Origin of the sequence: Salibacterium aidingense DSM 18341 (assembly GCF_000429685.1) — a bacterium.
GTDB classification, from domain to species: domain Bacteria; phylum Bacillota; class Bacilli; order Bacillales; family Marinococcaceae; genus Salibacterium; species Salibacterium aidingense.
Genome location: NZ_AUCI01000032.1, coordinates 24,726 through 38,657 on the forward strand (window position 1 = coordinate 24,726; position 13,932 = coordinate 38,657).

General features: G+C 43.0%; 15 protein-coding genes and 2 pseudogenes. 6 read left to right on the top strand and 11 right to left on the bottom strand.

The window, feature by feature from the left end; translation table 11 throughout:
• Window positions 1-194: 194 nt before the first annotated feature.
• From G475_RS0120075 to G475_RS0120090, 4 genes are read left to right on the top strand one after another with little or no spacing between them, the layout of a single operon-like run.
• The gene (locus tag G475_RS0120075; RefSeq protein ID WP_026702792.1) at window positions 195-1,295 is read left to right on the top strand and encodes an iron-siderophore ABC transporter substrate-binding protein; all 1,101 of its coding nucleotides are present in this window, start codon (window positions 195-197) and stop codon (window positions 1,293-1,295) included.
• Window positions 1,270-2,325: a FecCD family ABC transporter permease gene (locus G475_RS0120080; protein ID WP_084414216.1), complete on the top strand. Its 1,056-nt coding sequence runs from the start codon at window positions 1,270-1,272 to the stop codon at window positions 2,323-2,325. The genes G475_RS0120075 and G475_RS0120080 overlap by 26 nt, the downstream gene beginning before the upstream one ends.
• Window positions 2,322-3,356 carry a FecCD family ABC transporter permease gene (locus G475_RS0120085; RefSeq protein ID WP_026702794.1) on the top strand — a complete coding sequence of 345 codons (1,035 nt, stop codon included), beginning with the start codon at window positions 2,322-2,324 and terminating at the stop codon, window positions 3,354-3,356. The genes G475_RS0120080 and G475_RS0120085 overlap by 4 nt, the downstream gene beginning before the upstream one ends.
• Entirely contained in the window at window positions 3,353-4,150 is a 798-nt protein-coding gene (locus tag G475_RS0120090) for an ABC transporter ATP-binding protein (protein WP_026702795.1), read from the top strand. Before G475_RS0120085 ends, G475_RS0120090 begins: the two co-directional genes overlap by 4 nt.
• 217 nt (window positions 4,151-4,367) lie before the next feature.
• Here G475_RS0120090 and G475_RS0120095 read toward each other — a convergent pair whose 3' ends face one another.
• The 10 genes and pseudogenes from G475_RS0120095 to G475_RS0120135 all read right to left on the bottom strand — a co-directional run bounded on the left by G475_RS0120095 (window position 4,368) and on the right by G475_RS0120135 (window position 10,732).
• The gene (locus G475_RS0120095) at window positions 4,368-4,718 is read right to left on the bottom strand and encodes a hypothetical protein (RefSeq protein WP_026702796.1); all 351 of its coding nucleotides are present in this window, start codon (window positions 4,716-4,718) and stop codon (window positions 4,368-4,370) included.
• A gap of 253 nt (window positions 4,719-4,971) precedes the next feature.
• On the bottom strand, window positions 4,972-5,478 hold the full coding sequence (locus G475_RS26535) for a hypothetical protein (RefSeq protein WP_026702797.1): 507 nt from the start codon (window positions 5,476-5,478) through the stop codon (window positions 4,972-4,974).
• A gap of 174 nt (window positions 5,479-5,652) precedes the next feature.
• On the bottom strand, window positions 5,653-6,360 hold the full coding sequence (locus G475_RS0120105) for an FAD-dependent oxidoreductase (protein ID WP_026702798.1): 708 nt from the start codon (window positions 6,358-6,360) through the stop codon (window positions 5,653-5,655).
• Window positions 6,361-6,428: 68 nt separating this feature from the next.
• Window positions 6,429-6,800 (bottom strand): iron chaperone, encoded by a 372-nt coding sequence (locus G475_RS0120110; RefSeq protein ID WP_026702799.1) that lies wholly within the window; start codon window positions 6,798-6,800, stop codon window positions 6,429-6,431.
• Between the two features lie 14 nt (window positions 6,801-6,814).
• Window positions 6,815-7,204, bottom strand: a complete 390-nt coding sequence (locus G475_RS27670; RefSeq protein ID WP_026702800.1) for an SRPBCC family protein — start codon at window positions 7,202-7,204, stop codon at window positions 6,815-6,817.
• Between the two features lie 3 nt (window positions 7,205-7,207).
• Window positions 7,208-7,528, bottom strand: a complete 321-nt coding sequence (locus tag G475_RS27675; RefSeq protein ID WP_026702801.1) for an ArsR/SmtB family transcription factor — start codon at window positions 7,526-7,528, stop codon at window positions 7,208-7,210.
• A gap of 101 nt (window positions 7,529-7,629) precedes the next feature.
• A pseudogene (locus G475_RS27815) lies at window positions 7,630-7,860 on the bottom strand (DUF1697 domain-containing protein); the annotation flags it as partial.
• Between the two features lie 164 nt (window positions 7,861-8,024).
• A complete protein-coding gene (locus G475_RS0120125) occupies window positions 8,025-8,996 on the bottom strand; it encodes an aldo/keto reductase (protein ID WP_026702802.1) in 972 nt (323 codons plus the stop codon).
• Entirely contained in the window at window positions 8,971-9,435 is a 465-nt protein-coding gene (locus G475_RS0120130) for a MerR family transcriptional regulator (protein WP_026702803.1), read from the bottom strand. Before G475_RS0120130 ends, G475_RS0120125 begins: the two co-directional genes overlap by 26 nt.
• A gap of 550 nt (window positions 9,436-9,985) precedes the next feature.
• Window positions 9,986-10,732 carry an SDR family NAD(P)-dependent oxidoreductase gene (locus G475_RS0120135; protein WP_026702804.1) on the bottom strand — a complete coding sequence of 249 codons (747 nt, stop codon included), beginning with the start codon at window positions 10,730-10,732 and terminating at the stop codon, window positions 9,986-9,988.
• Between the two features lie 167 nt (window positions 10,733-10,899).
• Here G475_RS0120135 and G475_RS0120140 point away from each other — a divergent pair, with 167 nt between their 5' ends.
• A complete protein-coding gene (locus tag G475_RS0120140) occupies window positions 10,900-11,256 on the top strand; it encodes a winged helix-turn-helix transcriptional regulator (RefSeq protein WP_026702805.1) in 357 nt (118 codons plus the stop codon).
• A gap of 995 nt (window positions 11,257-12,251) precedes the next feature.
• Here G475_RS0120140 and G475_RS0120150 read toward each other — a convergent pair.
• Window positions 12,252-13,193, bottom strand: coding sequence for a zinc-binding dehydrogenase (locus G475_RS0120150; RefSeq protein ID WP_026702807.1), 942 nt, complete (start codon window positions 13,191-13,193; stop codon window positions 12,252-12,254).
• Window positions 13,194-13,326: 133 nt separating this feature from the next.
• Here G475_RS0120150 and G475_RS0120155 point away from each other — a divergent pair.
• Window positions 13,327-13,932 (top strand): annotated as a pseudogene (locus G475_RS0120155) (hypothetical protein); the annotation flags it as partial.

Here is a 13,932-nt window from a genome sequence, read left to right on the forward strand (position 1 = left end):
TTCTTCTATACCATTTTCTTATAAATTCTACCTCCCTAATGAGAATTGCTAAAAGAACGGTAGGTTCAATTGACAACTTGCCAAAAGGTGTATACAATAATTGATAATGATTATCATTATTGAAAATGCACTCGCGTTCTAGATTGTTATTTCATTACGGTAATACATATTCATTAAAAAGGCGGGGATAGGAAATGTTTGCTAAACGAACGATTTCATCAAGTGTGTTACTTATTTTGGCAGGTTTATTAATTGTACTGGCTGGCTGTTCCAGCGAGTCCACCGGTACAACATCTGGATCCAATTCAGCAGAACAGGAATCAGAAAGTAACGAAACCTCCGGCTCAGAAACCTCCGATACGAATGATTCAGCGTTAGAAGAGCCAATTGTGATCGAGCATGCTTTTGGCGAAACGGTTATAGAAGAAAAACCTGAAAGAGTAGCGACAATTCAATGGGGGAACCAGGACACAGCTCTTGCACTGGGAGTAGTACCTGTAGGCTTTTCGGCAGCGAACTACGGTATCACAGACGAGAACGGTCTTTTACCGTGGACGGCGGAAAAAGTTGAGGAACTTGGCGAAAACAACCCCAACGTATTTCAGGATACAGACGGTCTTGATTTTGAGGCTATTTCCGCTTCCAATCCAGATGTCATCCTCGCCGCTTATTCCGGCATAACCCAGGAAGATTATGATATTTTAAGCGATATTGCGCCGGTTGTGGCATATCCCGAATCTCCCTGGACCACCTCTTGGCAGGACCAGATTACAATGAATGCTAAAGGGATGGGCATGGAGAAAGAAGGCGAGCAACTCGTGGAGGACACGGAGAGTTTAATTAGTGAAAAGGTGAAAGAATACCCTGAAATGCAAGGACAGAAAATAGTCTGGGCTAACTTCTCGGCTGAGGACCTGTCTGAATTTCATATTTATACCCCAGCTGATTCCCGCGGCTCTTTTCTGACCGAAGAACTGGGCATGGAATATCCTGAGAGTGTGAAAGAAATGATCGATGATGAGAGCAGCTTCTCCTTGAGTGTAAGCGCTGAAAACGCGGACGTACTGAACGAGGCGGATCTCATCATAGGATACGGCGATGAAAACCTCCTTGAAGCTGTTCAAGCGGATTCACGCCTTGGACAAATTCCTGCAATGGAGAGAGGTTCTGTTGCGTTCATTGGAGACGGAACGGTGCTTGCAGCTTCCGGGACCCCGAGTGCGCTCTCCATCCCTTATACCATTGATGATTACCTGGAGTTAATTGGAGATGCCATTTCTAACATCGAGGAGTAGAGAACGGAAAAAAAAGGATTGGCAAATTACCCATTTCCCTAAGCATTTGACGATAGTATTAGTCCTCTCTGTTGTACTGCTCGGAGCATGTGTGCTGGCTTCTCTCATTTTTGGGGCACGTCTGGTCACACAGGATCAGCTGATAGCCGGATTGTTTCATTCGAACATTGACTCTTACGGAGCAACCGTCGTCCGCGAACGAATCCCCCGGACAGTGTTTAGTTTGTGCTGCGGTGCGGCTCTTGGCGTGTCCGGCGCCCTGATGCAGGCGGTTACCCGCAATCCTATCGCCGACCCGAGCATATTGGGAGTAAATACAGGTGCATCTTTGTTTGTGGTCAGCGGAATAGCTTTTTTGAACATAAGCACCGCCGGACAATATATATGGCTGGCGATAGCAGGAGCAATGATCACTGCCGTTTTCGTCTATGGCATCGGCTCGATGGGGCGTGACGGTGCGACTCCTCTGAAGCTTGTCCTGGCGGGGGCAGCCACAAGTGCTGCCCTTTCCTCCCTGGTAAGTGCCATCATGATTCCGCGTACCAATGTTATGGATCAATTCAGGTTTTGGCAGGTAGGCAGTGTCGGAGCGGGAAACTGGAGTGCGATTACTACTTTTCTTCCGTTTCTTATTATCGGCCTTGTGGTGGCGGTTCTTTCGGCGTCAGCGCTCAATGCGCTGGCATTGGGGGATGAGGTTGCCACCGGGCAGGGTGTGCGGACGGGCATACTAAGACTGATTGCAGCTTTTGCCGGTGTTATTCTTTGCGGAGCCACGACGGCGCTGGCCGGACCTATTGGTTTTATCGGGCTTTTATCCGCCCATCTTATACGTTTGGTTCTGGGCCCTGATCTGCGTTTTATTATTCCGATGTCTGCCGTGGCAGGAGCTATCATATTAACGATATCCGATGTGAGCGGCAGACTCATCGGGAGTCCCGGAGAACTTGAGGCAGGGGTCGTTACCGCATTTATAGGGGCTCCGCTTTTGATTTTATTAGCTGTGAGAATGAAGGTTCGTTCCATATGACAAATCAAACCATTGACATAATTATAGCGGGCAGGCGGCAGAGACGGCGGCGGTGGTTCATTGTTAACAGCCTGCTCCTGCTGCTCTCCTTTATCCTATGCAGCACCATGCTGCTGCTTGGCAGTACGTTTTACACGGTTTCAGAAGTTGTGCGGGCCCTTTCAGGGGAAACGCTTGAAGGAGTATCTTTTGCAGTAAATACCATCCGGCTTCCAAGGATGCTTGCCGGTCTTTTTGCCGGATTTGCTTTTGGTATTGCCGGCAATACCTTTCAGACCATGCTGCGTAATCCTCTCGCAAACCCGGACATACTCGGGATTACAGCAGGTTCGAGTGTTGCGGCTCTTTTTTGCATCCTCATCCTCCAGACAAGCGACACAACCGCTTCCATTGCCTCAGTGATAGCGGGGCTGGTCACCGTTGCACTTATTTACTTGTTGTCGAGGGGCAGTTCGTTTTCAGTAGGACGGCTCATTCTGGTGGGGATAGGGATACAAGCCATGCTGAGCGCTGTCATTTCCTATCTTCTCATGGAGGGGGCGCAGGAAGATCTCCCCTCCGCCCTGCAATGGATCAGCGGCAGCCTGAACGGTTCTCAAATCGATGACATGCTTCCTCTTATGCTCACGGTGCTGATCTGTACTCCTATGGTGATTGTACTGGGGAAACATCTGAGTATATTAGAGCTTGGAGAACAATCGGCTTTTTCTCTCGGACTGAATACAGATAAGACCAGAATACTGCTTATTGTGAGTTCCGTTTCTATGCTTGCTCTTGCTACTTCGGTGACAGGTCCCATCTCGTTTGTGGCGTTCCTTGCGGGACCGATCGCGAAAAGGTTAGTAGGAACGGGGTATTCTAATGTTGTCCCTGCAGGTCTTGTCGGTGTTAACCTGGTCCTTGGCGCTGACCTCATCGGGCAATTTGCCTTTGACGCCAGATTTCCAGCCGGCATCGTCACCGGTCTACTCGGAGCACCATTTCTGCTTTATTTACTTATTCGTATGAATCGGAGGGGAAGTTTATCATGAAACCAGCACATAGGTTCCAAGCCGAGGAAATTTCAGCGGGATATGAGCAGCATACTATTCTTAACGATATAAACGTAGAGATTCCAAGTAATCAAATCAACGTTATTATTGGAGCCAATGCTTGCGGAAAGTCTACCCTTCTTAAGACGATGGCAAGGCTGATTAAGCCCGAATCAGGGGAAATCACCCTGGACGGAAAAGCCATCAGCAGCATTCCGTCAAAACAGCTGGCCCGGGTTTTAGGGCTGCTGCCTCAGTCCCCCATCGTCCCGGAAGGTATTTCGGTAGCGGATTTAGTGGGACGGGGGAGGTTTCCACATCAATCCTTCCTTCAGGGATGGACAAAGAAAGATTATGAGGCCGTTGCCGAAGCCATGGAAATTATGGATATCACAGAGCTTGCCAACCAGAATATAGATGAGCTTTCCGGCGGGCAGCGGCAGCGCGTCTGGATTGCTATGGCCCTGACGCAGCAAACCGATATTTTATTTCTGGATGAACCGACTACGTTTCTCGATATTACCTACCAGATCGAAATTCTCGATATGCTCACAGACCTTAACCGAAAATACGGAACGACAATTGTTATGGTTCTTCATGATATAAACCTGGCCGCCCGCTATGCCGATCATATCTTTGCGCTCCGTCAAGGGGAACTTATCGCTAAGGGGGGCCCATCCGAGGTGATGACAAGCCAATTAATCGGAGACTTATTCGGGCTTCATTGTACCGTCATAAAAGACCCCGTTTCTCACTCCCCTTTAGTTGTGCCAAAAGGACGGTATCATGTTTAATAGTGTTTCTGTTTGTAAAATTCAATAACGGCAATAGCTGATGCCGACTTCATTAGAAAGGCCTTGGCGAAATGACTTTCATTTTGTTTGCGGGATGAATGTAGTGTTTTGCTTGTTTAACCGCCTGTTCAACTCCGGCTGTGATAAAAGTAAGCGGTGTCGTACCTTCAGGGATGGTATTAGGGATACTACGGTTATTTCGCAGACTCTTTCATTGTTATACTAATTGCCGTTCATACACTACCTCTTTCGTCTCCAGGTCAACGGCATCCACTTTCATATCCAACACCCTGCCATCTTCATTGCTTTTGGAGCCCCACAGTCTTGTATAATTTTTCATATTATGGTCCTGAAACGTCACTTCCACTATTCTTACTTCTTCGTTATTTTCCTGTTCCAGGCGCACGAAGCACTCTTTAAACTCCATCGTCTCTCTCGGCTGGCTAAGTAAGTATTCCTTTAAAATCTGTTCCAGCTCAGGAAATGATATCCCATTATCTTCTAGTCCTTTATTTTCAAATTCCGGAAACTCAGTAAAATGATGAACCACTTTTGATTGGTCACTCATGTTTCTGCCTCCTCCTATGGTTTGCAGAGACTCGATTCCCTAAAATGATTGGGGAGAAACATGAAGTGCGGGACTGGATAACGCTGAAATCATTAATAAAAATTTTTTATTGGGGATAGTTCTGGAAGGACTGTTCTATCATGATATTTTGAGTAAAGGGGTTAAATCCGGAGAAAGGAATAGAAAGAAGAAATAGAAGATAATGATGCAGGATACTCATGAATGGAATGGCGCCGGGATAATTGGCGTGTTTTTATTGGGATTTTTTCAATTTGAATAATTCTAGTTCGGCTTCGCTGAGTTTGTGAGTCTGGAAAGAAATTCTGTCTTTCACATCCGAAAATTCTCCCTTTAATTCAGTGTGATATTCAGAGAGTTTTCCCGTTTGATTAAATATTACTTCCTGTTTGCTTTCCATACGGTCCATCGTTTCTTGAAGCTGATGAACGTCATTTTTTGTAGCAAGCTCTTTAATAGCTTCATTTGTGACTAAATCTTTGAGCGACTCCTTTGTTGCCAAATCTTTCAGCATATCTTTCGTGGCAAGATCCTCCAGCATTTCTATTGTTGCCAGATTATTCAGTGATTCCTGGGTTGCCAGTGATTTCGTTTCTTCTTTGATAAGCTGATTGACTTCCTCCCTGGTCGGCAGCGATGCTATCTCTTCCTTTGTTGCCATATTCGTCTCAACGTAGTGCAGACGTTGTTCCATGCTTTGTACAACGCCGAGAATCTGGTTTAGTACATCCTTTTCATTCAATGTTTTCAACCCTCCTTTCCTTCTTAAAATTATATCATATTCTTCAGCAGAAGAGCGTGAAGAATCTTTCTTCCTATGTACTAACAAGTTCAACTGACGGCGCCGGTCTCAGATGATTTTTATTGATTCTCCCGATCTAATCTGTTAAACCTTTTTCGATTACCTTAATCTAAGCTAATACCCAAAAAAGCCATCCTTTGTTATATTTCGCTTTGAAATATTTTTACTTCTTAAATCCACTGAAATTGAATCTACCATGGACTTTGGTCCAGCAATAAAGTAATTACCATTATTTTGGTATAAGGTGATAAACTTATCTATCTCCTCGTAAAGGTGATCTCTTGAATCAACATACTTTACATTCATTACGTTGTTTTCAGCCATTTCACCAAGTTCCTCTTTAAAAATATCTGGCATTTTATTACTCATATAAAGGAGGTTTAATTGCTTTTCATTATATCTTCCTTCTGCCTCTAGTTGTTTCAGAACCGAGCGATACGGTGTAATCCCAATTCCCCCTGCAATCAGGAGCGCAGGGCGGTTATCTTTGAGGTGGAAAGAACCGACTGGACCGCTCATTTTAATATTCATCCCGTGTTTTAATTCTAATAACGCTTGTTTAAATTCACTCGGTTCATCATTTATTAACGTTGTTATTTTAACGACATTTTCTGCAGGAGTTGACGACAGAGTGAACGGTTTCGTGGAGTTTTTTACTTTCTTATGTGTAATAGTGAATAAGCCGTGCTGGCCTGCTGTCCACGTTACATCTTTCGGTTTTTCAAACAGAAAGGAATGCACCCCTTCCGACTCCTTGCTGCTTTCTAAAAAGGATAATTCTCTCTTTTTAAATACGGATATCATATCTTTGAAAAAACTCATAACGTGCGCTCCTTTTATCCTCTCAGAAACTCTTACAAGATTTCCAAGGGGACTCGATTCGTATTTTATTATTTCCGCCAAAATGTTGAACACTCTGCCTTATCCCAAATATTAAAATCGATCATCTTTTCAAGTAGGGCGTAATCAATCGGGCGGTTCCAGGGAATGCGGATTAATTCTTTGGTATAATCATAACCAGCTTTCCCAATATCATCCTCGAGATGGGTAATCGCTGCCCCTTCTGGAGCAACAGCTACATGCTTTTTAGACACACTAATTCCAATAATAAATGTCCCGTGATCCGTAAACATTGGTTGGTTCCATTTTATTTCTGCTTCTAAATCCGGATATTTATTTCTAATCCAATTCATTATTTCTTCTACTCTTTCTCTATGTGGCGGGGGGTCAATACCTTTTAAAAATTCTCTCAAATCAGCCACTTTTATTCCTCCCCTCATATTTCATTTAATACTTTTTTTAGCTCATCCACTTTGTAGGCCCAACCGTATTTTGCTCCATTAAACGCCTGCCCTTCTTCCTCAAAGCCAGTTTGTTCGAGATAGAGATATGTTTTATCATTCTCTTCTTTTAAAGTCCAGGTTACAATCGTATCTATCGGGCCGCCTACCCATGTATAGGACAACTTATAAGGTTTCTCTACTACTAATACTTCACACTCCACCACTAAATCTATATCCTCATTCCAGAATTGGCATGTATGCCCCACCACTGGTTTGAAATCATTTTCCATCACCCATTCCGAAAGCATTTCTGATTCCGTTAACGCCTCCCATACCTTTTCAATAGGGCTTGAAAACTGAAAATCCAAAATTAAATCCGCCATCTTTCATTCCTCCCCCAGCAATTTTTTTAAGCGCGCTGCGTTGTTGTTCCAAAAATTTTCATAATAGGAAAGCCAATCTTTAACTTCCTTTAATGGTTCAGCATTCATGCGATATCTGGTTTCTCTGCCAGCTTTGCGCTCCTGTACTAAATCGGCCTCTTTTAAAATAGTAAGATGCTTAGAGACGGCGGTACGGCCCATTTGAAAATGAGGGGTCAATTTATAAAGAGGCAGTTCCCTCTCATCCGCCAATATTCGTATTAACTTGCGCCTTGTAGGATCAGCTATGGCCACAAAAACATCACGGTTTAATTCCTTGTTCAATGGCCTCCTCCCTCCTCATTAAATAAGACACCATTTAGTGTCATTATTATACGACGCTAATTGGTGTCATGTCAATATGGATATTATATATATAACGCGAACTAACTGGTTTGCGCTTGCATGAGTTCATAAATCTTACGGGCGGTGATTACATTTCTTACCGTCATTTGCTTGTATACCTTTGATCCAACGAGTCTAGACATGCCGCTCTTGGTTACATTTTTTTTGTCCACGGACCATAGAATCGCTCCTGGAACATAATTCACCGTGTCAATATTTGGTTTGATGACTAATTTCTCAAGGACAGACTTATCATCTACTTCCTCCCATAATTAAAGCTCCATCTATCCGATTTCTCTCAGGCTCGTCCAGAAGCTTGGAGCGATTTTGATTCGATCTGTAAAACGAGCGTTCATGGCTTGCCGACCTCCTGAGACAATATCCAATTGCAAATGGTCCACGGAGCCCGTAGACCATTGCTTCATCTGATTATAGTCTAGCCGTCGAGCAGTGTCATCTGTTCTTTCATATAACGCGTACCGTGAACGACATTCTTGGGGCTGACCTGATCGATACGTTCGAGGTCCTCCTTCATGAGAAGGATATCAGCCGCGGCCGTATTTTCCTCTAGGTACTTGATACGCTTCGTACCCGGTATAGGCAGCGCCCCGTTGGCAATCGTCCAGGCAATGGCCAATTGGGATGGTGTACAATTCTTCTCCATCGCGATCTCTTTAATCTTGTCGACAACCTCAATGTTCTTCCGGAAGTTGTCTCCTTGGAACCGCGGCATCCATCTGCGAAGATCGTCGTCGGCCAGATCCTCGAAAGTGCGAAGCTCGCCGGAGATAAAGCCCCTGCTCAGTGGACTGTAGGCTACATGGGTAATCCCGAGCTCTCTTACGGTAGGGAGTATCTCCTCTTCGATGTCACGGCTCCAGAGCGAATACTCACTCTCTAGCACGGAGATCGGATATACGGCATGAGCGCGGCGAATGGTGGAAGCGGAAGCCTCGGACAAACCGAGCGCCCGAACTTTGCCTGCCTTGACTAAGTCTGCCATCGCTCCGACCGTTTCCTCTATCGGGATTTGCGGATCGACGCGGTGTTGGAAGTATAGATCGATGTAATCCGTATTCAAACGGCGAAGGCTATCTTCCACTGCTTTCTTAACATAATCAGGATGGCCACTGATGCTCTCGTAATTTGGGTTAAACGAGAACTTGGTGGCGATAATGGCTTGCTCGCGGCGCCCTTGAAGAGCACGGCCGAGCAGCTTTTCGTTATGTCCGTTCCCGTAAACGTCCGCGGTATCGAACATCGTGACGCCAATGTCCAAAGCGCGATGCATCGTTTGGATCGACTGTTCGTCGTTAGTCTCCCCGTAAATGCCTGGAGACATTCCCATAACTCCCAGTCCGATCGAAGAGACGCGGATATTGCTATTGCCTAAAATCCTTTGCTTCATTTGTTAATCCCTCATTCCGTGTTTGTTGTCGCTCGGACTCCTCCATCTTGACTAACAACTGGCTCTCGGAAGGGTTTTTCCCTTTCACGATGTCTTCGTATATCGACAGTTTGTTATTGACGGCGTCGAGCGCTGCGGTCAATTCGTTCTGGCGGCGAAATAAATCTTCCTTGTACTGATTCAAGATCGCTTTGCGCTGTGGAATCGTGGAATCACCATCGAGCGCAAGAGCCACCATCTCCTTCAGCAACGACAGCTTCATCCCTGTCGCCCGGAAACATGTCATCACCCGGAGCCAATCTAGGTGATCTTGTTCGAACAGTCGATTCCCGTTCTTATCTCTCTTAATGTAAGGGAGCAATCCCTCCTTCTCATAAAAACGAATCGTATGAGCCGGGCAACCAAGCCGCTCTGAAGCTTCTTTGATCGTGAATGCCATTTGCAAGATCCCTCCTTGTCAGTTATTTTCAGACGGAATCAGCTGGTTCTTCCTTATCTTAAACCTTAAAGTACACTTTAAGGCAAGCATTATTTTGAGAGACAGCTGTTAACGTATGAACTACTGGTTATCATTCTAATGCCTATCATTGACCCTATTTAGGTGGGGCTGTGATAACTGGAGTTATAATAGAAGCACCTTTGGCGTTAAAATATGTTTATGGCAGTATAAAAATGTAGGTAACGGCAGGCCTTCTATGTTGATAGCCTGAGGAGGTAAAAAAAAAAAGCCACTTGCTAACAATTCCCTAAATCGATAGACTTCCTGTTGCGCAACCCATAAGGACAGAAGGTCATCAAGGAAATGTTAGAAGTGACTGACATTGATTATATAAGGTAAGAAGAAAACAAAAAAGGATGCAGCTATTCCGACGGGGCAAAACATACAAACACCGACTATCGCACTGTTAAAAAATAAGCAGACCAAGGAACGTTCGAGCTTTCGCCCCAAACGGATCCATCCACCCCTTTGTCATTTCTGCGCTGTTAAATTAAACCTGTGCCAGTCCCCCATCTACGAACAATTCAGTTCCCGTCAAGTAGCTGCTTTCGTCTGAAGCAAGGAAAGATACAACGTTTGCTACTTCTTCAGGTGTCCCAACTTTTTCGGCTGGAACAGTATTTCTTGTATTTTCAAGTACTTCTTCAAGTGCATCACCAAAAAGCTCATTGTAGGCAGGCGTATGAATAGTTCCTGGGCTAACCACATTTACACGGATGCCAGTTCCTTTTAGGTCAAGAATCCAGTCGCGAACTAAAGTTCTTAGTGCTGCTTTAGATGCTCCATATACACTAAATGCTGGGTTGCCAATTGATCCAGCAGTAGATCCCGTTACAATAATGGAACCTCTTTTGTTCGGGAATAATGATAATGCTTTTTGAACAGTAAATATCGTTCCTTTAACGTTAATGTCGAACGTTCTATCAACCTGCTCTTCAGTAATTTCACCTAATGGAAGAAGGCTGCCGACGCCTGCATTAGCAAAAAGTATATCCAACTTACCTTTTTCCTGCTTTATAATGTCATATAGTTTGTCTAAGTCCTCAAGCTTAGAAATATCCCCTTGAACACCGGTTACGTTCTTGCCAATTTGGTTAACAGCTTTATCAAGTTCATTTTGTCTGCGTCCTGTGATATAAACATATGCACCTTCGCTTACAAACTTTTGTGCTGTAGCAAGACCAATGCCACTTGTTCCGCCCGTTACAAGCGCTATTTTACCTTCAAATTTATCCATACTTAACACTCCTTTAAAGTTAATTTTGTTTTATGTCTAGGATCTTTAAGTACTTGAAAAACATCTTACAAGATATAGTGTCTATCAGTAATCACTTTATTTCAAGTACCCACTTTTTTGTGATATAGTAACTAAAAGTAATAAATATGGAATGAAGGGGTTTATACATGAAAAAATTCAGTTGCGGTTATGAAGTAACAATGGAAGTTATTGGCGGAAAATGGAAAGGCCTTGTATTATACTTTTTAATGAGTGGACCAAAAAGAACGAGTGAATTAAAGCGAAATATCCCAAATATAACTCAGAAAATGCTGATTCAAACACTTAAAGATCTTGAAGCCAGTGGACTCGTGAACAGAAAGATGTATAATCAAGTACCGCCGAAGGTTGAATATTCACCCACTGAACTTGGAGAATCTCTTAAACCTATTTTGCAGGAGTTATGTCTATGGGGAAGCCATTTTGCGGAGCAAGAATATGCAGAGGGTGAATTCGAAATTGTATCACCAGATGAGGCTTTTTAATAAGGAATACAACTTTTTAACACCTTTATTGAACTTTTGAGAGGCTTTTTAGATTTATAATGCTTTTAGTCAGGCAAGTCAATCTGACTTTCTAGGTGAAACTAAATCCTTAACTTTAAGGGTCATGGGTGCATGATCACATCATGCCGCCCATACACTAAATAGACGAAATACATAAAAATAAGTGTTGAAGATGCCTATACCACTCTTCCCACTTTAAAGTGTTAGGTTATTGTTAAATAAGATATCAATATTAATGAACGATATCCAGTCAAAAACCAGTCAATAAAAAACTTGCGCTCTGCCAAGATCACCATATTATTCACTTCCTATTATATCGAAGAGCTGGTGATGTTAAGCCGGGAGGTGAATCGTCATCATCCTACCACTCATAATATGGAAGAAGCGGCCAAGCTTTTTGACCAGGTCGCCTTTCTAAATGATGGACTGATTGTTTCCAAAGCTTTTAAGTACAGCTCAATGCCTTCATTCGTTAAATTGGTTAGAGGACTTTCAATCAAAAACAGCTTAGGAGAAAGTAAAAACATCCGGAATAGACTCATCCTTCGCTTCTGGTCGACTGTCAATCGCTTGATCCTCGTTTTCCAGACATCGGACAAAGAGAAATCCGCTATACAATCATCTAACGAACCATTGAAGGCTGAAGTCTTTTTGAAAAAGGTCAAATATCCTTGAACAGTTAAGCCTTTATATAAACAATCTTCCCTAATATCAGCTAGTACAAAATTCGTTTCCCTTTGAATATGACCGCTGGAAGGGTTCACCTTTCCAGAGATCAGTTCAAACAGGAGCTTACTTTCTTCCCTGGACATTTTGATACTGATTCGTGAGTGCTCTTCAATCACTAAATTAATCGCTTTTAAAACCGTATGATTCTGATCCCACTACAAATCACTATATTTCGACTGAACGAACTGAATGACCGCTCCTTTTTTCCTGTTTTTTTGGAATACCACCCTCGAGATTTAATATAGTTACTCTCCATTGATCAACATTACAGCCTTTCCTGAAAACTGCCGGTCTATTAATTGTTGAGCAATCGTTTCAATTTTCTCCCATGGGGCTTCTACTGCTATACGAGGTTTCAACTGACCCCTTGCAACCAAGTCTACTAAAATATTCAAACCTTCTATTGGTGAAAAGCGATGGACCTCATCTCCTAGAAAAAACCTATATAAGCTTATTCCTCCTACAGATGCAAGCTTAGAAAGATCAAAGGTGGCAATTGGTGAAGCAGAATACCCCGCAGACACAATTACTCCTCCTGGTCTCAGTTGAGATAGTAGAGATGGCAAAGTTCCGCCACCTAGAGTCTCTATTATGAGGTGAAATGGATCAAATTTTTCTACTGATTTCGAAATGGATTCACCTATAATTACCTCGTTGGCACCTGCCTCTATTACTTTTTTTGCTTTCTCATCATTACGAGCTATACCAACATTGAATGCCTCACTCAGGGAAGCAAGTTGATGAGCAAAATGTCCAAGTCCACCAGTCGAACCGGTTATAAGTATTCGTTTACCTAGAAGCATTCCCCCTTTTCTAAGTATATAAAGAGCAGATAACCCTGCCACTGGCAGAGTGGCAGCTTGAGCATAGGATACTGTATCAGGAATCTCGGCTATGAAATTCACAGGGGCAGCGACCTTCTCTGCCCATGCTCCTGATGGTAATAGTCCAACGACTCTACTTCCTTTTCGTGGACCTTCTCCATTCCGTGCTTGCTCGATTACAATACCGGTAAAATCCCATCCAGGAGTAATTTGTTCTTGCTGGGTCATCACATTGGTAATTTCCCCTCGATTAAGTGAAAATGCTCTAACTTCAACAATCGCTTCCCATGGTTTGGCTTGAGGTGCAACAAACTCCCGTAATGTTAAGTGTCCAAATTTATCTGTTGCAACAGCACGAATCAAATTAATTCCCCTTTCTATTTATTTTAGCTATGATAATAACTGAAGTGATGATTCCTAAATATAGTATACTTTTGAGTAATTCTTGAACCAAGTGTATAACTGCACTTAATATAACGGTCAGAAGGAGGTTTCCATGCAAGAAGGATTGAATGTTCAACATAAAAAAACAAAAAAATTATTAGTTGCAATTGAAACGATTCGTATAAAGCGACAGGAAGAAAATTCTAACACAAAAACTCATCTGTTATTAAAGCGTTTTACCCAACAGGAACTTAACGATATGGCTTGTACGACGTATAAAAACTTACTTGTCGGGCGTTCCACGAGAATGCCCGATCGTGAGACTTTAATAAATATTGCTGACTATTTAGAATGCACTAATGTTGAGTGTGATGATCTCCTTATCACCGCGGGTTATTTACCAGTTCAAAATTACCCAGGAGATCAAACACATAATTTTGCATTGGATCAAGCTCGTGAAATCATGAATACTATTTCTTTTCCGAGCATAATCGTAGATTACGACTTGGAAGTTCAAGGAATGAACAGGCAATTTCACAATTTATTTGACATCCCTTTAGACATTAATATCAATAAGCACAAGGTAAATATGATAGACCTGCACTTTAGTCGAGATCTCCCTGTACGATCTCGATCTACTTTTGATACAACCTCCAAACTTCAATGGGAGTTACATGCCATAACTGGTATACAAGCATTTAAAATAAATAATATGCTA